This window comes from Aeromonas sobria (assembly GCF_000820145.1).
GTDB lineage: Bacteria > Pseudomonadota > Gammaproteobacteria > Enterobacterales > Aeromonadaceae > Aeromonas > Aeromonas sobria.
Genome location: NZ_CDBW01000045.1, coordinates 147,811 through 166,220 on the forward strand (window position 1 = coordinate 147,811; position 18,410 = coordinate 166,220).

The 18,410-nt window shown below is 58.9% G+C and carries 20 protein-coding genes; 11 read left to right on the forward strand and 9 right to left on the reverse strand.

Annotated features, from left to right (window positions below):
- Nucleotides 1-30: 30 nt before the first annotated feature.
- Nucleotides 31-1,398, forward strand: a complete 1,368-nt coding sequence (radA, locus tag BN1135_RS20220) for a DNA repair protein RadA (RefSeq protein ID WP_042024343.1) — start codon at nt 31-33, stop codon at nt 1,396-1,398.
- A 96-nt stretch (nt 1,399-1,494) separates the two neighbouring features.
- On the opposite strand, the gene BN1135_RS20225 is transcribed toward radA, so the two are convergent.
- Both BN1135_RS20225 and BN1135_RS20230 read right to left on the reverse strand, forming a co-directional pair.
- Entirely contained in the window at nt 1,495-1,875 is a 381-nt protein-coding gene (locus tag BN1135_RS20225) for a PilZ domain-containing protein (RefSeq protein WP_042024345.1), read from the reverse strand.
- 102 nt (nt 1,876-1,977) lie between these two features.
- Nucleotides 1,978-2,460, reverse strand: coding sequence for an Rsd/AlgQ family anti-sigma factor (locus BN1135_RS20230; RefSeq protein ID WP_042024348.1), 483 nt, complete (start codon nt 2,458-2,460; stop codon nt 1,978-1,980).
- Between the two features lie 331 nt (nt 2,461-2,791).
- On the opposite strand from BN1135_RS20230, the gene hupA reads away from it, so the two are divergent.
- Nucleotides 2,792-3,064, forward strand: coding sequence for a nucleoid-associated protein HU-alpha (gene hupA, locus BN1135_RS20235; protein WP_042024350.1), 273 nt, complete (start codon nt 2,792-2,794; stop codon nt 3,062-3,064).
- 143 nt (nt 3,065-3,207) lie between these two features.
- Here hupA and BN1135_RS20240 read toward each other — a convergent pair whose 3' ends face one another.
- The 3 genes from BN1135_RS20240 to BN1135_RS20250 all read right to left on the reverse strand — a co-directional run bounded on the left by BN1135_RS20240 (nt 3,208) and on the right by BN1135_RS20250 (nt 6,017).
- Complete coding sequence (locus BN1135_RS20240) at nt 3,208-3,651, reverse strand: PACE efflux transporter (protein ID WP_052443868.1); 444 nt, start codon at nt 3,649-3,651, stop codon at nt 3,208-3,210.
- 156 nt (nt 3,652-3,807) lie between these two features.
- Nucleotides 3,808-4,665 carry an alanyl-tRNA editing protein gene (locus BN1135_RS20245; protein WP_042024352.1) on the reverse strand — a complete coding sequence of 286 codons (858 nt, stop codon included), beginning with the start codon at nt 4,663-4,665 and terminating at the stop codon, nt 3,808-3,810.
- A gap of 128 nt (nt 4,666-4,793) precedes the next feature.
- On the reverse strand, nt 4,794-6,017 hold the full coding sequence (locus BN1135_RS20250) for an Nramp family divalent metal transporter (protein WP_042024355.1): 1,224 nt from the start codon (nt 6,015-6,017) through the stop codon (nt 4,794-4,796).
- Nucleotides 6,018-6,254: 237 nt separating this feature from the next.
- On the opposite strand from BN1135_RS20250, the gene rpsF reads away from it, so the two are divergent.
- From rpsF to BN1135_RS20270, 4 genes are all read left to right on the forward strand, one after another.
- On the forward strand, nt 6,255-6,641 hold the full coding sequence (rpsF, locus tag BN1135_RS20255) for a 30S ribosomal protein S6 (protein ID WP_042024358.1): 387 nt from the start codon (nt 6,255-6,257) through the stop codon (nt 6,639-6,641).
- A gap of 30 nt (nt 6,642-6,671) precedes the next feature.
- The gene (rpsR, locus tag BN1135_RS20260) at nt 6,672-6,902 is read left to right on the forward strand and encodes a 30S ribosomal protein S18 (protein WP_005313392.1); all 231 of its coding nucleotides are present in this window, start codon (nt 6,672-6,674) and stop codon (nt 6,900-6,902) included.
- A 49-nt stretch (nt 6,903-6,951) separates the two neighbouring features.
- Nucleotides 6,952-7,398 (forward strand): 50S ribosomal protein L9, encoded by a 447-nt coding sequence (gene rplI, locus BN1135_RS20265; protein WP_042011812.1) that lies wholly within the window; start codon nt 6,952-6,954, stop codon nt 7,396-7,398.
- Nucleotides 7,399-7,499: 101 nt separating this feature from the next.
- Nucleotides 7,500-8,243: a ferredoxin--NADP reductase gene (locus BN1135_RS20270; protein WP_042024359.1), complete on the forward strand. Its 744-nt coding sequence runs from the start codon at nt 7,500-7,502 to the stop codon at nt 8,241-8,243.
- A gap of 58 nt (nt 8,244-8,301) precedes the next feature.
- Here BN1135_RS20270 and BN1135_RS20275 read toward each other — a convergent pair whose 3' ends face one another.
- Complete coding sequence (locus BN1135_RS20275; RefSeq protein WP_042024361.1) at nt 8,302-8,652, reverse strand: hypothetical protein; 351 nt, start codon at nt 8,650-8,652, stop codon at nt 8,302-8,304.
- Between the two features lie 19 nt (nt 8,653-8,671).
- Complete coding sequence (locus BN1135_RS20280; protein WP_052443869.1) at nt 8,672-8,950, reverse strand: hypothetical protein; 279 nt, start codon at nt 8,948-8,950, stop codon at nt 8,672-8,674.
- Nucleotides 8,951-9,224: 274 nt separating this feature from the next.
- Here BN1135_RS20280 and BN1135_RS20285 point away from each other — a divergent pair, with 274 nt between their 5' ends.
- A complete protein-coding gene (locus BN1135_RS20285) occupies nt 9,225-10,229 on the forward strand; it encodes a hypothetical protein (RefSeq protein ID WP_042024364.1) in 1,005 nt (334 codons plus the stop codon).
- A 54-nt stretch (nt 10,230-10,283) separates the two neighbouring features.
- Here the strand turns inward: BN1135_RS20285 and BN1135_RS22285 are convergent, their stop codons facing one another.
- Complete coding sequence (locus BN1135_RS22285) at nt 10,284-10,451, reverse strand: hypothetical protein (protein WP_162511886.1); 168 nt, start codon at nt 10,449-10,451, stop codon at nt 10,284-10,286.
- Between the two features lie 56 nt (nt 10,452-10,507).
- On the opposite strand from BN1135_RS22285, the gene BN1135_RS20290 reads away from it, so the two are divergent.
- The 4 genes from BN1135_RS20290 (at nt 10,508) to gshA (ending at nt 16,420) form a co-directional block, all read left to right on the forward strand.
- Complete coding sequence (locus BN1135_RS20290) at nt 10,508-11,485, forward strand: NADP-dependent oxidoreductase (RefSeq protein ID WP_042024367.1); 978 nt, start codon at nt 10,508-10,510, stop codon at nt 11,483-11,485.
- Complete coding sequence (locus BN1135_RS20295; protein ID WP_042024371.1) at nt 11,482-11,919, forward strand: YqaA family protein; 438 nt, start codon at nt 11,482-11,484, stop codon at nt 11,917-11,919. The genes BN1135_RS20290 and BN1135_RS20295 overlap by 4 nt, the downstream gene beginning before the upstream one ends.
- Before the next feature lie 27 nt (nt 11,920-11,946).
- Nucleotides 11,947-14,760: a M16 family metallopeptidase gene (locus BN1135_RS20300; RefSeq protein WP_042024373.1), complete on the forward strand. Its 2,814-nt coding sequence runs from the start codon at nt 11,947-11,949 to the stop codon at nt 14,758-14,760.
- Between the two features lie 61 nt (nt 14,761-14,821).
- Nucleotides 14,822-16,420, forward strand: coding sequence for a glutamate--cysteine ligase (gshA, locus tag BN1135_RS20305; RefSeq protein WP_042024375.1), 1,599 nt, complete (start codon nt 14,822-14,824; stop codon nt 16,418-16,420).
- A 69-nt stretch (nt 16,421-16,489) separates the two neighbouring features.
- Here the strand turns inward: gshA and BN1135_RS20310 are convergent, their stop codons facing one another.
- Entirely contained in the window at nt 16,490-18,280 is a 1,791-nt protein-coding gene (locus BN1135_RS20310) for an AMP-dependent synthetase/ligase (RefSeq protein WP_042024377.1), read from the reverse strand.
- Between the last annotated feature and the right edge of the window lie 130 nt (nt 18,281-18,410).

An 18,410-nucleotide genomic window follows, 5' to 3' on the forward strand; every position in this document is an offset into this window, starting at 1 on the left:
GCAGGAATTCATCCTGTCCCCGAGTTATCAATGGCCAAAAATAAAACTGCTTATGTTTGTTCTGAATGTGGTGCCGACTTCACACGCTGGCAGGGTCAGTGTAGCGAGTGCAAGGAGTGGAACACTATTACCGAGGTGCGGCTTGGCTCGGTGACCCCGGCAGGCAAGAGTGTCCGCTACACCGGCTATGCCGGGGCGATTGGGAGTAAGGTTCAAACATTGGCAGAGATCGCCACCACCGAGATCCCCCGCTTTTCCTCCGGTTTCAAGGAGCTGGACCGGGTGCTTGGCGGCGGTGTGGTGCCCGGCTCGGCCATTCTGATCGGCGGCAACCCGGGTGCGGGCAAGTCGACCTTGTTGTTGCAGACCATGTGCGGTCTGGCGGAGCGGATGAAAACCCTCTATGTCACCGGTGAGGAATCCCTCCAGCAGGTTGCGATGCGAGCCAGTCGCCTCGGTCTGCCGACCGACAAGCTGCGGATGCTCTCCGAGACCAGCGTCGAGCAGATCTGCCTGATTGCCCAACAGGAGCAACCGCAGATCATGGTGATCGACTCCATTCAGGTGATGCATGTGGCGGATGTGCAGTCCTCGCCGGGTTCTGTCTCCCAGGTGCGTGAAGCTGCGGCGCTGCTGACCCGCTACGCCAAGCAGAACCATGTGGCCATCTTCATGGTGGGCCATGTGACCAAGGATGGCAGTCTGGCGGGCCCCAAGGTGCTCGAACACTGTATCGACTGCTCGGTGCTGCTCGATGGTGGCCATGACTCCCGTTTTCGGACCCTGCGTTCCCACAAGAACCGATTCGGCGCGGTCAACGAGCTGGGGGTGTTTGCCATGACCGAGCAGGGAATGCGCGAGGTGAGTAACCCCTCCGCCATCTTCCTCAGCCGGGGTCAGGAGCAGGCGCCCGGTTCCATCGTCATGGTGATCTGGGAGGGAACCCGGCCACTGCTGGTGGAGTTGCAGGCGCTGGTGGACTACTCCCAGCTCTCCAATCCGCGCCGGGTGGCAGTGGGGATGGATCACAACCGGCTGGCCATGCTGTTGGCGGTGCTGCATCGCCACGGCGGTCTGCAGATGGCGGATCAGGATGTCTTTATCAACGTGGTTGGCGGGGTCAAAGTCGAGGAGACCAGTGCGGATCTGGCGCTGTTGCTGGCGATGGTTTCCAGCTTCCGGGATCAGGCGCTACCCAAGGATCTGGTGGTGTTCGGCGAGGTGGGGCTTTCCGGTGAAATTCGCCCGGTGCCATCCGGCCAAGAGCGGTTGCAGGAGGCGGCCAAACATGGTTTTCGTCGGGCCATAGTGCCACACGCCAATGCCCCCAAGCATCCTATCGAGGGGATGGAAGTCGTGCCGGTCAAGAAGCTGTCTGATGCGCTTGAAGCGCTGTAACGGCAGGTGCGAGTATTGAGCGTTGACCAAGTTGGTCAAATAGCATTGCAACAAAAAGAGCGCCGCGGCGCTCTTTTTACCAAAACGTAGCAGCCATCAGGGTTGGCTCTGTTCCAGGTGCTCGCTCAACAGTTGCTCCAGCTCGCGGTGCAGCAGCGTTTCATCGCCGACGTTGAGTTCGATCATCCGTTTGAGGTGGGTGGCGCTGTCGATATCGATATGGTGGCAGTAGAAGCCCAGCTTCTTGCTGGCTTCATGGTTAAGCTGAACCTGCATCTTGATCTCGATATCGCTACCGCTCAGGACAAAACTCAGCTGGTACTCCTTGTTGTCACGGCTCTCCCAGTCATCGGGGCGGACCAACAAGGCTCCCTGCAAAGAGACATCGACAAGTTGAGTTTGCCACTTTTTTTCCCCTTGGGTGAGTTCTGACATGGTCAAGTAGAGGATCCGTGCAAAACGGCGGCGCTCAGACATGCTCATCTCCTGTATGCAATATAAGTAAAGACGCGGAGGTCATTACTCTGAGTGTAATCCACCTTGGTTGCCCGTATCTTGAACTTGATCCGAAAATGGGGTTCAGGCTTGCTGGGCACTCAAGGATTCCACCACATGTAGCGTCTTTACCAGCCGATCTTCCTGTTTAAAGCGATCTTCCAATACTGGGCCCAACTCGTTGAGATCATCGTCAAGCAGCAGCAATTGGGCCTCATCGGCATCACTGTACTTGTCATTAAACTCGAGGGCGAATTCGGTGCTGGTACGGATATGGGGGTAAATACGTTTTGCCAGTTCAAGGGTTTCGCCATTGGCTTGCTCGAACGCAGTGACAACATGGTGGTAGATTTCGAAATGACCCGCGCTGACATAGTCGACCAGTCTGTCGCAAAATTGCTGCAGCTGTTCGGTCTTGGGCAGGCTGCGCTGCTTGGTGCGGGCCGGGGTGAGCCCTGCCAGGCGCATGTAATCGACCAGCAAGGCTTGCCTTGCATCCAGCCAATCATCGATTGCTTTGTGTTTACCTGCCAGCGCTTGCTTGGTCTGTTCCAGTTTTGTCAACATAATCCCTCCATGGGACAAAGGCCGGGCGACTGATGTGGCTTCCGAGCCGTTCGAACGGTGACACTGTCTATAACTAGGGAAAATCTGGGCAAGCGTCAATAGGCTGGCCGGGATATTGTTAAGTGACGAAGAAATAGGCGGCAGATTGTTTAATCGTGCTTGCAGGTTTCAGGCCTGATGAGGGTTTTTCGCGTGTGGAATGTGACTATTTTCGCAGATCTTGATGAAAACCCCAGCGTTTGGCGTGTACCACTCGATAAAGCCTTTGCCTGAGTGTTTTTTTTTGCATAGAGTGAGCCAGCGCTAAATGCCCGATCATAAAGGAAATGTTATGAACAAAGCTCAACTTGTAGATGCGATTGCCGCCAAAGCAGACCTGAGCAAAGCTCAGGCTAAAGTGGCTCTGGAAGAGATTATCAATGGTATTACCCAGAGCTTGAAAGAAGGTGATGCTGTGCAACTGGTCGGTTTTGGCACCTTCAAGGTCTCCCACCGCGCAGGCCGCACCGGTCGTAACCCGCAAACTGGTCAAGAGATCCAGATTGCTGCGGCTAACGTGCCTTCATTCGTGGCTGGCAAGGCGCTGAAAGACGCCGTCAAGTAAGCCCGAAAGTCTGTTTTGTTCCAATGCCAGTCAGCTTGCTGACTGGCATTGTTTTTATGGGGCTTTCCCATCTTTCCGATTCGTGCTTCCTGATATTTCCCGCTGTTCCGGTTCCTTCTGTCAGCCTTGCTGTGGCTGTGACCTCATGCCATCTGCGGGGTGGCTGGCAGTGGCCAGATCCGCTCATAGGCCCAGGTAAAGGCGATGATGTAGACCAGGTAGAAAGCGACGAAGCCGAGATCCAGCATCAGAGCATCCCACAGTCCCAGTTCGAGCCAGAACATGACGCAGGGGAGAGAGAGCATCATAAAGCTTGCTTCATAACCCAAGGCATGGAGAAAACGATCGAGCGGTCGCTTGTTGGTGCGCCCGCACAGTTTGAGCAACCCCTTGTCGAACAACAGGTTCCAGCCGTAGGTCCAGGCGGTGGCGACGATGGAGAAGAAGATGGCCAGTGAACCGACCTCGGCGACGCCCTGACCAAACAGCTGGCTGATAAGTGGGGCAACCATGGCCAGCCCGATGCCTTCGTAGAGAACCAGATAGCGAAGTCGATCCGGGGTGGTGCGCAGTTGGGTACTACTCATGTGATGTGCCTCCTGTGGGAGGCGCATTCTAATCAGGGAGTGGTTAAAAGAGAAGCACCCTGGCCGGTCAGAGCATGAGTGGAGGAGCCATGATGGTGATGTTCCCTCTCTGCGGCACTTCTCTTGGTTGTTAACCCTGGGCTGTTAACCCTGCGCTCAGGTGCCGGTTGGCGTGACCTGGGTCAGCATCGCAAAGCCCTCTTCCACCAGATTGAGCTGAACCCTGACTTGGCCGAGCTCGGCCAGGGTGGCGACGTGGGTGCCACCACAGGGGATGGTCACCTCTTTCCCTTCCAGCATGCAGTGCCAGTAGCGCGAGTCGATGATCGCCTCGCCAGCGCGGCTGCGGCGGATCTCGCCCCCGGCTGCGACCCAGTCGGCCAGCTGCTGGTTGATCTTCTTTTCAATCAGCGTCAGCTCCGCCAGCAGGGCTTCGCTGTTGACCCCCTTCTTGCGCAGGCTTTTGCCGATGCGGTACTGCTCGCGGGATCCCATGGGCTCGACCCGTGAACTCAAAATGGCAAGGCGGTCGAAGTCGGGCTGGCCCAGTGCATCACGCTCACCCACCTCCTTGCGCCAGTAGGGGATGAGTACCCGATTGAGCGCCAGCGCTGCCAGATGGCAGCCAGTGTGACCCAGGCTCAGGGCGTGGCGGGTATCGCTATCCACCTGCAACGTGACAAGGCTACCGACGGCCAGCGGGTGGTCACCGATCAGCGGATGCACCACCACGAAGCTCCATCCGTCGGCCCCCCGTTTGACCGGAATCGCGGTGTCCACGAACAGTTTGCCATCCGGGCTGATAGCCCCCATTTGGCAGGGGCCAACGGCTGCTTCGCTACCCTCCCAGCGAGCATGGCCGACATCTCCCGGCTGATCGGGCCAGAGATGACTTTGCGGATGAAAAGGGGTGAGGTCGGTGACCAGTAGCGTGGTCTCACCGCGCTGGCAGCAGACCACGCTGGCTTGCTCCTGATGATGGCCCAGCACGAAGCTGGCTCGGGTATGTTCCATGGCGAGGCTCCCGCAACGATATGAAGAGAAGGGAAAGGTGGCAGCATACGCCAAAGTGGCAAGGGGCTCATTAACCAGAGTTAATAAGCCCCTCTCTTTGTCATAGCTGGCTTTGTCATAGCCGGGTGCTAGAGCATGCCGACCAGCAGGTAGGCGTTGAGGCCAATCACCAGCGCCACGATCAGGCGACCTATGGCCTGGGTGATCGGATGGTTGCGATGTGCTCCCATCAGTACCCGATCGCCGGTCAGCATCAACAGCGGGATCAGGGCGAGCGCGATGCCAAAGCTCAGGATCACCTGACTCAGTACCAGGATCTCGGTGGTATTAAAACCCATGGCGATCACCACAAAGGCGGGGGCCATGGTAATGGCGCGGCGCAGCCAGAGTGGGATGGTAAAACGCACGAACCCTTGCATGATGACCTGGCCAGCGAGCGTGCCTACCACGGTGGAACTGATGCCGGAGGCGACCAGCGAGAGGCCAAACAGAGTGGCTGCTGCCTGGCCCAGCAGCGGGGTCAGGGTCTGGTAGGCGGACTCCAGCTCCGCGACCTGCTGGTGGCCCGAGCTATGGAAGGCGGCCGCTGCCATCGCCATCATCGCCAGATTGACGAAGCCGGCGATGGTCATGGCGATGGCCACATCGATCCGGGTGGAGTGCAGTCGTTGGGGGACGGATCCCTGATCCTGAGTGTGCTGGGTCAGCGCCGAATGCAGGTAGATGACGTGGGGCATCACGGTGGCACCGAGCACCCCAGCCGCCAGATAGACCGCCTCGCTGTTGGGCAGGCCGGGAAAGAGTGCCCCCTCCAGCAGGCTGGGCAGATGAGGGCGGGAGAACACCAGCTCGACGATATAGGCTGCGGCCACAAACAACAGCAGGCTGCCAACCACCCATTCCAGCGGTTTCTGGCCGCGACTCTGTAGCATCAGAATGCCCCAGGTCACCACAGCGGTGATAGCGGCGCCCTCCAGCAGGGTCACACCAAGCAGCAGCTTGAAGCCGACCGCAGCACCGATAAATTCGGCGAGATCGGTGGCCATGGCGATGATCTCTGCTTGTACCCAGTAGGCCCAGACTGCGGGTTTCGGCAGTCGGTCACGGATATGCTCCGCCAGATTTTTGCCGGTGACGATGCCGAGCTTGGCTGACAGGGTCTGCACCACCATGGCCATCAGGTTGGCCCACACCACCACCCATAGCAGCTGATAACCGAAGGTGGATCCCGCCTGAATATTGGTGGCAAAGTTGCCCGGGTCGATATAACCGATGGCGGCGATAAAGGCAGGCCCAAGTAGAGTCAGTTTGAATTTTCGAGCCGGAATGGCCGTGGTCAGCGCGGGTTGCATGGCATCACCCTCCATAAGGATATGGAGTCAGAATAGATCTAAATGATAATAATTATCAATTGATGTTTTGTATTGCACCCATAGGGAAAAACATCTGTTGCGGCCAGTTGCAGTGAGGGATGTGATTTCGTACAATATGCCGCCCTAGAAAAGCAGCGACTAAACACCACTATGTTCCTTGCCTCCGAGGTCTGGCTGCACCTGGGCGGAGGCTGAATTAATCCGTAAGGAGCTAAAATGCGTCATTACGAAATCGTCTTCATGGTTCATCCGGACCAGAGCGAGCAAGTACCAGGCATGATCGAGCGTTACACCGGCGCTATCACCACCTCCGGTGGCACCATTCATCGCATGGAAGATTGGGGCCGTCGTCAGTTGGCTTACCCGATCGACAAACTGCACAAAGCCCACTACGTTCTGATGAACGTAGAAGCAGAGCAAGCCGTTATCGATGAGCTGGAAACCAACTTCCGCTTCAACGATGCCGTTATCCGCAACATGATCATGCGCACCAAGCACGCTGTGACTGAAGTCTCTCCGATGGCCAAGGCCAAGGAAGAGCGTTTCGTCCGTCGTGACGACGAGCGCCGTGAAGAAGCTACTGAAGCTGCTTCCGAAGAGTAATTCTGGATCACTGAATAGAGGATAAAGGCCATGGCACGTTATTTCCGTCGTCGTAAGTTCTGCCGCTTCACTGCCGAGAACGTTACCGAGATCGACTACAAAGATATCGTTACTCTGAAAAACTACGTCACTGAATCTGGCAAGATCGTACCGAGCCGTATCACCGGTACTCGCGCCAAGTATCAGCGTCAGCTGGCACGCGCCATCAAGCGTGCTCGTTACCTGGCTCTGCTGCCGTACACCGATCTGCACAACAAGTAAGAATCGGTCCGGCACTTAAGCCTAACTCAACTTCTCTAGAGGAAAGGTAATGCAAGTTATCCTGCTCGACAAAATCGCCAAACTGGGCGGTCTGGGTGATCAAGTCGCTGTTAAAGCTGGCTACGCCCGTAACTATCTGATCCCGCAAGGCAAAGCCGTTATGGCTACCAAGGCCAACATCGAGACTTTCGATGCTCGCCGTGCTGAACTGGAAGCCAAGCTGGCTGCCGGTAAAGCTGCCGCTGAAGAGCGCGCTGCCAAGCTGGGTGAACTGGCTGCTGTTGTTATCGCCTCCAAATCTGGCGACGAAGGCAAGCTGTTCGGTTCCATCGGTACCCGTGACGTGGCTGATGCCATCACTGCTGCCGGCGTTGCTGTTGCCAAGAGCGAGGTCCGCATGGGCAACGTTCTGCGTAACACCGGCGAGTACGAAGTTGTTGTTCAGCTGCACGCTGACGTTAAAGCAACCGTACAGATCCAGGTTGTTGCTCTGTAATAGCGATTCGCTGCTGCAGATAAAACCCGCGCACTTGCGCGGGTTTTTTATTTTGGGGCCCGGGGGTAGAGTGAAGGTCTGTTCTGTTGGAGGAGATCCTTATGGCTGTCTGGGTCGAAGGTCGGGTCATCGAGCGTATCGAGTGGACGCCTACCCTGTTTTCCCTGCGCGTAGCGGCAGAGCTTGCCCCCTACCAAGCAGGTCAATTTACCAAGCTGGCCCTCGAGCAGGGCGAGCGGCGCATTCAGCGCGCCTACTCCTTCGTCAATCCCCCCTCTGCGCCATACCACGAGTTCTATCTGGTCGAGATCCCGAGCGGCGAGCTGACCCCTTCTCTCGGTTCGCTGCAAGCGGGCGACACCCTGCTGGTACAGTCGCTGGCGACCGGCTTTCTCACCTTGGCCGAGGTGCCAGCCGGGCGCGATCTCTGGCTGCTCTCGACCGGTACCGCCATTGGCCCTTTTCTCTCTATGCTGGCCGATGGTGAGGCGTTTGAGCGTTTCGAGAATCTGGTGCTGGTACACGGGGTGCGCAAAGGCGAAGAACTTAGTTATCAGCCACTTATCGCCAGCTTTGCCGAGCAATATGGCGAGCGCTTTCGCTATGTCCCCTTTGTCAGTCGCGAGCCGTGGCCAGACGCGATGGCAGGGCGGATCCCGGCGGCCATCGCCAACGGTCAGCTGCAGGAGCGGGTGGGGCTGGATTTTTCACCCGAGCTGAGTCAGGTGCTAATCTGCGGCAACCCGGAGATGGTGAAAGAGACCCAGCAGACCTTGCTGGCGCTGGGGTTGGCCAAAAACCTGCGCCGGGCGCCGGGTAATATCAGTGCGGAGAATTACTGGTAACAACAGGAGCACAGGGGCTGCTGGCCCCTGCATCATGAGGATGAGGACAAGGAGGGCATCAGTTCTTCTTGCCGTTGTTCTTGTTCTTATCCTTGTGTTTGTCGTGACCTTGTCCCGGGTTATTGCCGCTGTGGATACTGCGGTTGTAGTGATCCCGGTACTTGCCATCCATCTTGTCGCAGTTGAGTTTGAGCCGGCTGTCACCGATGCCGAGATCCAGGCAGTTGTTTTGCCACCAGTCGTACTCTTTGTCATCCCAGTTGAGGTTGACCTTGATGTCATCGCCGGAGATACGGATACCATCACCGTTTTTGGCTGGGGGGGCAGCAACGGCGGCTCCGTGCACGATAAACAGCGAGATCAACAGCAAGCTGCGGTTGATGGTGGGGCGGGGTGTGAGTAGTTTCATGAAAGAGTTCTCCTGTGAATTACTGGCCACCCTGCTGGCTGGCTGGGGCCTGATTGGTACTGGGTGGCTGGTTGCGGTTCTCTTCATCTTCCAGATTGAATCGCGTTGTTTTGCAATCAGAGGGGACGCTGTCGCCCACACCCAAATCGAGGCAGTCACTCTGTGACCAGCCGAACTGCTTGTCATCCCAGTCCAGATTAAATTTGATCTGGTCGATCGAGAGTTCAGAACCTTGGGATTCCTGGGATTGTGGTGCCGCGACGGTCGCGCTGCTTGCGAGCAGCAGGGACAGTATCATAGTGGTTGTTCTGTTCATGATGGCCTCGAATAATTGCAACTGCGGGTCAGTGTACGCCGGGCGGGCTGAACCCGAGCGGAACCGTACATAACCTCACCATATGATTAGGTCTGTCGGTGATTGTACCGGTTTTCTGCTGCCGATTTGTCCGTTTTGGTCGCGCTCTGGGCAGCTGGTTGTCAATCTGAAGGAATTCAGTCATTTGCCCTTCTCTGTGCGAGTCTGGCGACTATAATCGGCAGCCAACTTTTCCTGCACAGCACACCCCTTCATCATGACCACACAGGACTCCTCCGCACTGCGCTACCCCAAGGGGTGGTTTGCTCTGACGACGGTATACAGTTTCACCGGGCTGGCCATTCTGGCCTCCATCATCTTCTCCCTGCTGCTGTTCCTCTCCATCGATGACAACCCGCTGATGAAGTGGCTGTTTGGCGGGCTGGCCATCATCTTTGAACTGGGCAAGTTTTACGTCTGGTACGAGTACGGTGAGCGCAAGGCGCGGCGGGATTTGAGCGGTGCCTTCTGGTCGCTGCTGTTCTACAGCGTGCTGGCGGCCATCTCCATCGGCGGCAGTATCGGCGGCATCAACAGTGCCACCAACACGGTATTGAGCCAGCAAGCGCGCCACGAGCGGGAACTGGCCCGCTTCGACGAGCAGATCGCCAGCATCGAGCGGCAGATCCAGCTCAACGAGGAGGCAGCCCGCAAATACATCGAGCTGGAGCGCATCTCTAGCGGCGTCTCCTCCCTGCAGCACGCCAACACCAAGCTGCGTTTGCAGCAGGATGAGCTGCGCCAGCAGCGCGATGCCAAACCGGTCAACGAACAATCCTCCATGTTGGGGCTGATGAGCAGCTTGGCGGACGGGGTGGGGATGAGCATCACTCAGGTGCAGTTCCTGCTGGTCTGCTTCCTCTCGGTGTTGCTCGACGTGTTCGGTGCCTTCTTTGTCAGCCTGATCGGCGAGGAGAACCGCTTTCGCCGGATGTGGCGCTGGCAGCAGGATCAAGCCCGTCTTGAGGCGCAGGAAGCGCTGGCGGCTCAGTCCGAGCCGATGATGTCCCCCGAGCCAGCACCCGAGATGCTGGCGCAGGTGCGCGGTGCGCTGGAGAGTGGTGAGCTCAAGTGCAGTAAGCGCTCGGTGGCGCAGGCGCTGTCACTCTCGCTGGAGGAGGTGGACCGGGTGTTCCACCATCTGTTGTCGCAAGGGGTGCTGGGGCAGGGTGGCAATCGCCACTACTACCTCAATCCGGCGCTGGAGCAGCAACCCGGATAATGAGAAGGCCACCGGAATGCGGTGGCCTTTTGTTTTATCGAGTGGCTGTGGCACTCAGTGAGTCAGCACCATCATCAGGCTGAGGAAGGCGGCCAGTCCGCCACCGATGCCGATGATCCAGTAAAACCCCTTGGCCCCCTTTTTGAGGGGAATGCGGAAGTAGAGCAAAAATGCCAACCACCCCAGCGCCAGCAACAGAGGAATAAGAAACATTCGAGCCATGGTGTCCTCACTGTTATTCTGTTGACCCTTGATCAATCAACAGGATGGATTGTGCAATGACGCAACTACAGATTACCGCATTCGGTGACCCCTCGGTACTCAAGCTCAACCCTTCCCTCGATAAGGTGCCTGCCGATGGCGAAGTGCGGGTGCGCATCTGCTTTGCGGGGGTCAATCCCATCGATGCCAAGACCCGTGCCGGCCTCGGCTGGGCGGCGGCCCAGAACAAGGACAAGCTGCCCTGGACGCCGGGTTATGACGTCTCCGGTGTGGTGGAGAAGGTGGGCCCCGGCGTGACCTCGCTGGTCGAAGGGGATCTGGTGTGCGGCATGGTCGGTTTTCCCCTGAGCGCCGGTGGCTACGGGGAGTCTGTGGTGGCAAGCGAAAGCGAGCTGGTCAAGCTCGACGGGGTGAGCCTTCAGCAGGGGGCGGCGCTGCCGCTGGCCGGTCTCACCGCCTGGCAGGGGCTGTTTGAGCACGGCGCCCTCCAGAACGGCCAGCGGGTGTTGATCCTTGCCGGTGCTGGTGGCGTCGGCCATCTGGCGGTGCAGTTTGCCAGCGCTTATGGCGCCGAGGTGGTGGCCACCGCCAGCCCCGACAACCATGGCTTCCTGCACGCTCTGGGGGCGCGCTGGATGGTGGATTACCACGATGTGAACTGGCCAGCAGCTGTGGTGGCAGAGGCCGGTCAGGTCGATCTGGTGCTGGATCTGGTGGGCGGCGAGAGCGGCAAGGCGGCGCTCGCCTGCGTCAAGTCGGGTGGCCGCTTGGTGACTGTGCCTACCATTACCGCCCAGCAGATCAAGGATGCTGGGGCTGCGGCGGGTATCGAGGTGGTCGGCATGCTGGTTCACCCCGACCAGAAGCAGCTGGGTCAGATGTTGATGCTGCTGCGTCAGGGGGAGGTGAAGGTCACCCTCGCCGGTGAGTTCGCTCTGGCTGAGGGGGCGCTGGCCCATCAGGCCATCGAAGGGGGCCATGTGCGTGGCAAGCTGCTGCTGCGGATGCCTGCGGCCGACGGCTTGCCCGGATGAATGGCATTACCGAGATGGGTCTGGGGTGGCTGTTTCTGAGCGCCTTCACCTCCGCCACCCTGTTGCCCGGCAGCTCCGAAGTGCTGCTGGGGGTCATGGCGGGCAAAGGGGAGTGGAGCATGGCGAGTCTGTTGCTGTGGGCGACGCTGGGCAATACCCTCGGCTCCATGACTACCTGGTGGCTCGGCTGGCTCGCCACTTTCAAGAAAAAACCGGAAGATTTTCAAGGCCGTGGGGAACAAAAAGCCTTAGGCTGGCTCAAACAACATGGTCACTGGTGTCTGTTGCTTGCCTGGACGCCGGTGGTCGGTGATGGTCTCTGTCTGTTGGCCGGTTGGCTGCGTCTCTCCTTCTGGCGCTCTCTCATCCTGATCGGGCTCGGCAAATTGTTCCGTTATGCCCTGGTTTTTCTGCTGGCCAGTCACATTTTCTAGCCTGTTTTTGTCACTCACGAGGTTACCGTGAACAAAGTCATACCTTTAACGATTCTGCTGGGCTTTACCCTGCCGGTGCTGGCGGCACCGACCCTGATCGCCGAACAGGGCAAGGAGGAGGGCAAGCTCGCCATCCCCTACCAGATGTACAAGCTGGACAACGGCCTGACCGTGATCCTGGCCCCCGATCGCTCCGATCCGCTGGTGCACCTCGATGTGACTTATCACGTTGGCTCATCCCGCGAGACGGTCGGCAAGTCCGGCTTCGCCCATTTCTTCGAGCACATGATGTTTCAGGGCTCGAAACACGTCGGTGATCAGGAGCATATGCGGATCATCAACGAGGCCGGTGGCGACATGAACGGCACCACCAACAAGGACCGCACCAACTACTACGAAACCGTGCCTGCCAACCAGCTGGAGAAAGTGCTCTGGCTGGAGGCGGACCGGATGGGCTTCCTGCTCGATGCGGTGAGCCAGAAGAAGTTCGAGATCCAGCGCGCCACCGTCAAGAACGAGCGGGCCCAGCGGGTCGATAACCAGCCGTATGGGCTGGTGAGCGAGAAGGTGGGGGAGGCGCTCTATCCGCGCACTCACCCCTACTCTTGGCAGCCTATCGGTTACGTGGAAGATCTCGACCGGGTCGATGTTAACGACCTCAAGCAGTTCTTCTTGCGTTGGTATGGCCCCAACAATGCGACCCTGACCCTGGGCGGTGACTTTGACAGCAAGCAGGCCCTCGGCTGGATTGAACAGTATTTTGGCGCCATCCCGCGCGGCCCGGACGTGGCCGAGCCGACGCCAAAACCGGTGACCCTGCCCGAGACCCGTTACGTGACGCTGCAGGACAAGGTGCACCTGCCGCTGCTCTATATCAGCTACCCGACCGTGTCGCTCGGTGACCCGCAGGAGCCCGCGCTCGACATGTTTGCCGATGTGCTCGGCGGCTCCGCCAGCTCCATGCTCTACCAGTCGCTGGTGAAAACCGGCAAGGCGATTGATGTGGGGGCGTCCCACTACTGCGAAGAGCTGGCCTGTACCCTGACCGTATACGCCTACCCCAATCCGTCGCAGGATGGCAGCCTCAAGACCCTCAAGGGGGAGGTGGACAAGGTGATCGGCGAGTTCGCCCAGCGCGGCCTCAAGCCGGAAGATCTGGAGAAGGCGATCGCCAAGTACCGCGCCTCCGCCATCTGGGGTCTGGACAGCGTCTCCGGCAAGGTGAGCCAGCTCGCCATGGGGCAGGTGTTTACCCAGGATCCCAACTATGTGTTCAAGACCCTCGATGCCATCGGCAAGGTGACCCCGGAGCAGGTGAAAGCCGCCTACGACAAGTTCATCGCCGGCAAGCCGGCGGTAGTGCTGAGCGTGGTGCCCAAGGGCAAGACGGATTGGCAGGTCGCCACCCCGAACTTTACCCCCGCCCAGCGCGAGCTGCCGGATTACAGCAAGCATGACGAAGCGCTGGCCGAACGACCGGTAAAAGACAATTTCGATCGCAGCGTGCAGCCCAAGGTCGGTGAGGCGGTGAGCGTCAAGGTGCCCGCCATCTGGCACGGCAAGCTCGACAAGAACATCGAGATTATCGGCACCCGAAGTGACGAGATCCCTGCGGTCTCCATCATGATCGCTCTGCCGGGCGGCATTCGTGCCGAGGACAAGGGGCAACTGGGGCTGGCCAATCTGACCGCCGCCATGCTGGGGCAGGGGTCGATACGTCTGACCGAGGCCCAGCTGAGCGACGAACTGCAAAAGCTGGGATCTTCCATCAATGTTTCCAGCGCCCAGTACAACAACCTCGTCACCATCAGCTCGCTGGTGGATAAGTTGCCCCAGACCCTGGCGCTGGCACGGGAAGTGTTCGAGCGCCCCGGTATGCGGGAGGCGGACTTCGAGCGGGTCAAGGCGCAACTGCTGCAAGGTATGCAACAGGCCCAACAGCAGCCCGAGTGGCTGGCCGGACAGGCGTTCCGCGAGCTGGTCTACGGCAAGCAGAACCGCCTCGGTCAACCCGCTGACGGGGTGCTGGCTGATGTGGCCAAGCTGACCCTGGCGGATGTGAAGCACTTCTATCAGGCCTACTACAACCCCACCAACGCCAAAGTGGTGGTGACCGGTGATGTGAGCCAGAAGCAGATCGAGGAGCAACTTGGCTTCCTGACCGAGTGGAAAGGTGCCACGCCAGCGCTGGGGGATCTCAAGCTCAAGGACGAACAGGCCAAGCCGGGTATCTATCTGGTAGACAAGTCGGGGGCGCCCCAGTCGGTGATCCGCATCGGCCGTCGCGCCATGCCGTTTGATACCACAGGGGAGTATTTCACCGCCGGGCTGATGAACTTCAACCTGGGTGGCAACTTCAATAGCCGCATCAACCTCAACCTGCGGGAAGACAAGGGCTACACCTACGGCGCCAGCTCCGGCTTCTCCGCTAACCGCGAGGTGGGCACCTTTGCCACCGGCGCCAATGTGCGATCCGATGCGACCGTCGATGCCATTCGCCAGTTCCTCAAAGAGATGGATAACTATCGTGCGACCGGCCCGACCCCGGTGGAGCTGGCCTATATGCGCAGCGCCGTCTCCCAGCAGGATGCCCTCTCTTACGAGACCCTCGGCCAGAAGGCGGGCTTCCTGCTGCAGATGGTGATGTATGACCTGAAACCGGACTATGTACAGGCGCAGAACAACCTGATCAAGACGGTGTCGCCCGAGGCGCTGAAGGCCAGTGCCGCCCGTTGGCTCAATCCGGCCGACATGGTGATCGTGGTGGTGGGAGACAAGCAAAAGCTTGAAAAACCCCTGAAGGAGCTTCATCTTCCCATCTATCCGCTGCAGTTGCCGTAACGGGCACCTTATAAAAATCAAGAGCCGCCCCGGATGGGGCGGCCTCACATGAGCCGTGAATATGACTACTACAAGCTTGTCACTCACCGAGTTGCTGAACGTTCTGGGGTCACCGGAGCGCTTGACTGCACTCAAGGGGATCCGGCGCGGGATCGAGCGTGAATGTCTGCGCATCACCCCGGATGGCAAACTCGCCCAGAATAACCATCCCCGGGCGCTGGGCTCAGCCCTGACTCACCCCAATATCACCACCGACTACTCCGAGAGCCTGCTGGAGTTCATCACCCCGGCCACCGACTCCATCGACAGCCTGATGGAGCAGCTCGGTGATATCCATCACCATGTGATGCAGCATCTGGGTGAGGAACGGATTTGGCCGCTCTCCATGCCCTGTTTCGTCGGTGGCGAGGAGAGCATCCGGCTGGCCCAATACGGCAGCTCCAACATCGGCAAAATGAAGACCCTCTACCGTCAGGGTTTGAAGAACCGCTACGGCAGCCTGATGCAGGTGATCGCCGGGGTGCACTTCAACTTCTCGATGCCGGACAGCTTCTGGAGCGAGTGGCAGGAGCTGGAGTGTGTCGGCTGCTGCAGCCAGCGCTTTATCTCCGACAAGTACATGGGGCTTATTCGCAACGTCTATCGCTTCGGCTGGTTGGTGCCCTATCTGTTTGGCGCATCGCCAGCCATCTGCGAATCCTTCCTCAAAGGACGCAAGAGCAATCTGCCGTTCGAGAAGACCGGCAAGGGCACCCTCTATCTGCCTTATGCCACCGCACTGCGTCTCTCCGATCTCGGCTACACCAACAGCGCTCAGGCGGGGCTCAAGATCAGCCACGACAATCTGCCGGCCTATGTCAGCAGCCTGCGCCGCGCCATCAACACCCATAACCCTGACTTTGCCAAGATCGGGGTCAAGGTGGATGGGGAGTATCGTCAGCTTAACGACAACGTGTTGCAGCTGGAGAACGAGCTCTACGCCCCGATCCGTCCCAAGCGCACCCCGCGCAGCGGCGAGAAGCCGTCCGATGCGCTCGATCAGCGCGGCATCGAATACATCGAACTGCGCACCGTGGACGTCAACCCCTTCACCCCGCTCGGCATCGATGCCGACCAGATCCGCTTCTTCGATCTGTTCTTGGTCTGGTGCCTGCTGCGCCCGTCCGCGTTGCAGAGTGACGAAGAGATTGCCCGCAACCGCCGCAACCAGAACAAGGTGGTGCTGGAAGGGCGTCGTCCCGGCCTCGAACTGGAAGATGAGCAGGGCAATGCCATTGGTCTCAAAGAGTACGGGCTCAAGCTGTTCGAGGAGCTGGCTGAGGTCGCCGAGCTGCTGGATCGCTGCTGCGGCCGCAACCGCTATCGCGAGACGCTGGCGATGCACCGCGAGAAGCTGCTCAACCCCGAGCTCACCTACTCCGCCCGCATGCTCAAGGAGCTGCTGGAGAGTGGTAAAGACAACGGCTGCTATGGCGACAAGCTGGCGACCCGCTATCGTGAGGAGCTGCTGGCCGCTGAATTGCAGTACTGGGATGAGGCCTACTTTGCCGGTGAGGCGAAGGATTCGCTGGCCAAGCAGCGGGAACGCGAGCGCAGCGACAGCCTGTCGTTTGACGACTTCCTGGCTGACTACTTCGGGATCAGCAAGACAACAGCCTGATGACAGGCTTGTAAAAGCAAAAAGCCGCTCGAATGAGCGGCTTTTTTATTGCTTGGAATCTGAGCGTGATCAGGCGTGGTTATACATGGCCTCGATTTCGCGCTGGTATTTGGCCTCGATGATCTTGCGGCGCAGCTTCATGGTGGGGGTTATTTCCCCTAACTCCATGGAGAAGGCGCTCGGTAGCAGGGTGAACTTCTTCACTTGCTCGAACTTGGCCAGCTCTTTTTGCAAGTCCGCGATACGGGCTTCGAAGAACTCCATCACCCGGGAGTTGCGCAGCAGGTCACTTTTGCACTGGTACTGCAGGTTGATGGAGCGGGCGTACTCCTCCAGCGACTCGAAGCAGGGTACGATCAGTGCCGAGACGAAGTGGCGGGCATCGGCGATGATGGCGATCTGCTCGATAAAGCGATCCTTGCCGATGGCGCCCTCGACCACTTGTGGGGCCACGTACTTGCCGTTGGAGGTCTTCATCAGCTCCTTGAGGCGCTCGGTGAAGTAGATATTGCCCTGGCTGTCGAGCTCACCGGCATCGCCGGTACGCAGGAAGCCATCCTCAGTCATCACTTCGGCAGTGGCGTCCGGCTTGTTGTAGTAGCCGCGCATCACGGTGGGCGAGCGCACCAGCAGCTCGTTGTTCTCACCCAGCTTCACTTCGATGTCGTTCAGTGCCGTGCCGATGGAGCCCAACTTGAACTGCTGATCTTCGTAGCAGCAGACGGTAGCTGTAGTCTCGGTCATGCCGTAGCCGTACTTGAGGTTGAGCCCCATCGCCTGGAAGAAGAGGTTCACATCGTCGGCCAGACGGGCGCCCGCCACCGGCAAGAAGCGGGTGCGGCCGCCAAAACGGGCGCGCAGCTTGCGAAACACCAGTCGCTCCGCGAGCCAGAGCTGGGCATAGAGCTGGGGAGAGGCTGACTTGCCAGCCTGACGGGTGGCGACCATCTGTTTGCCAACCCGGGTAGCCCAGCCAAACAGGGCGCGACTGGGGGCGGGTGCTTGGGCAACCTTGGCCTGGATCATGGCGTAGGCCTTCTCGTAGAGGCGCGGGACGGCGCACATCACGGTCGGTTTCACCTCGTCAATCACCTCCATCACCTTCTGCGGATCGCGGATATAGACGTTCTCGCCGCCGCAGTAGAGCACATAGAAGCTCCAGACTCGCTCAAATACATGGCTCAGTGGCAGCATGCAGAGCGACACATCCTGCTCGTTCAAATCGAGGCGGCTGTTGTGCATCTCGAAACAGGCGGCGATGTTGGCGAAATCGAGCATGACCCCTTTGGGTTCGCCGGTGGTGCCGGAGGTGTAGATCAGGGTCAGCAGATCGTCCATCCGGTACTGCTGCTCGCGCTCGCGCAGTTGCTGTTCACTGGGCTGGTGGTTGCCGGAGACCAGAAATTCCTGAAAGTAGCTCGCTTGCGGGCAGCCACGCAGATTGACGTTGCCATCGAGGGCGACGATCTGGCGGATCTCGCCATTTTGCAGCAGGGTGAGTGCCTGATCGAACTGGGGCTGTTCACCGACGAACAGGATGCCAATCTTGGCGTCACGCACGATATAGCGCACCTGATCTAGGGTACTGGTGGGATAGATGGGGACGCTGACGCCACGGGCGGCAAGGATGCCGAGATCAGCCTGGGTCCACTCTGGCATGTTGCGTGCGTAGATGCCGACCATTTCGGTGGGCTGGTGACCACAGCGGATCAGCGCTTGGGCGCAGTAATCCATGGCCTGACCCAGGGTGCGCCAGCCGATGGCACGCCATTGACCATCTTGCTGAACCCGCAGGGCCGCCTTGTTACCAAGCTGGGTAATACGTTCACGCATCAGTCGAACCAGATGAAGCTTCGGCATCAGTCAAGCATCCTTTAATTACAGTTGTACGCCGGTTAGGGCACTAAAAATCGGGGTAGAGTTTAAACTCCAACATTACAGCTTACAAGTGTTCGCCGTTTGTCTTGGATCACAAAGCATGCAAATAGCT

Excerpts from the sequence above, each read along its gene's own strand:
- radA (WP_042024343.1), top strand. The coding sequence starts at position 31 with ATGGCCAAAAATAAAACTGCTTATGTTTGTTCTGAATGTGGTGCCGAC.
- BN1135_RS20225 (WP_042024345.1), bottom strand. The coding sequence starts at position 1,875 with ATGTCTGAGCGCCGCCGTTTTGCACGGATCCTCTACTTGACCATGTCA.
- BN1135_RS20230 (WP_042024348.1), bottom strand. The coding sequence starts at position 2,460 with ATGTTGACAAAACTGGAACAGACCAAGCAAGCGCTGGCAGGTAAACAC.
- hupA (WP_042024350.1), top strand. The coding sequence starts at position 2,792 with ATGAACAAAGCTCAACTTGTAGATGCGATTGCCGCCAAAGCAGACCTG.
- BN1135_RS20240 (WP_052443868.1), bottom strand. The coding sequence starts at position 3,651 with ATGAGTAGTACCCAACTGCGCACCACCCCGGATCGACTTCGCTATCTG.
- BN1135_RS20245 (WP_042024352.1), bottom strand. The coding sequence starts at position 4,665 with ATGGAACATACCCGAGCCAGCTTCGTGCTGGGCCATCATCAGGAGCAA.
- BN1135_RS20250 (WP_042024355.1), bottom strand. The coding sequence starts at position 6,017 with ATGCAACCCGCGCTGACCACGGCCATTCCGGCTCGAAAATTCAAACTG.
- rpsF (WP_042024358.1), top strand. The coding sequence starts at position 6,255 with ATGCGTCATTACGAAATCGTCTTCATGGTTCATCCGGACCAGAGCGAG.
- rpsR (WP_005313392.1), top strand. The coding sequence starts at position 6,672 with ATGGCACGTTATTTCCGTCGTCGTAAGTTCTGCCGCTTCACTGCCGAG.
- rplI (WP_042011812.1), top strand. The coding sequence starts at position 6,952 with ATGCAAGTTATCCTGCTCGACAAAATCGCCAAACTGGGCGGTCTGGGT.
- BN1135_RS20270 (WP_042024359.1), top strand. The coding sequence starts at position 7,500 with ATGGCTGTCTGGGTCGAAGGTCGGGTCATCGAGCGTATCGAGTGGACG.
- BN1135_RS20275 (WP_042024361.1), bottom strand. The coding sequence starts at position 8,652 with ATGAAACTACTCACACCCCGCCCCACCATCAACCGCAGCTTGCTGTTG.
- BN1135_RS20280 (WP_052443869.1), bottom strand. The coding sequence starts at position 8,950 with ATGATACTGTCCCTGCTGCTCGCAAGCAGCGCGACCGTCGCGGCACCA.
- BN1135_RS20285 (WP_042024364.1), top strand. The coding sequence starts at position 9,225 with ATGACCACACAGGACTCCTCCGCACTGCGCTACCCCAAGGGGTGGTTT.
- BN1135_RS22285 (WP_162511886.1), bottom strand. The coding sequence starts at position 10,451 with ATGGCTCGAATGTTTCTTATTCCTCTGTTGCTGGCGCTGGGGTGGTTG.
- BN1135_RS20290 (WP_042024367.1), top strand. The coding sequence starts at position 10,508 with ATGACGCAACTACAGATTACCGCATTCGGTGACCCCTCGGTACTCAAG.
- BN1135_RS20295 (WP_042024371.1), top strand. The coding sequence starts at position 11,482 with ATGAATGGCATTACCGAGATGGGTCTGGGGTGGCTGTTTCTGAGCGCC.
- gshA (WP_042024375.1), top strand. The coding sequence starts at position 14,822 with ATGACTACTACAAGCTTGTCACTCACCGAGTTGCTGAACGTTCTGGGG.
- BN1135_RS20310 (WP_042024377.1), bottom strand. The coding sequence starts at position 18,280 with ATGCCGAAGCTTCATCTGGTTCGACTGATGCGTGAACGTATTACCCAG.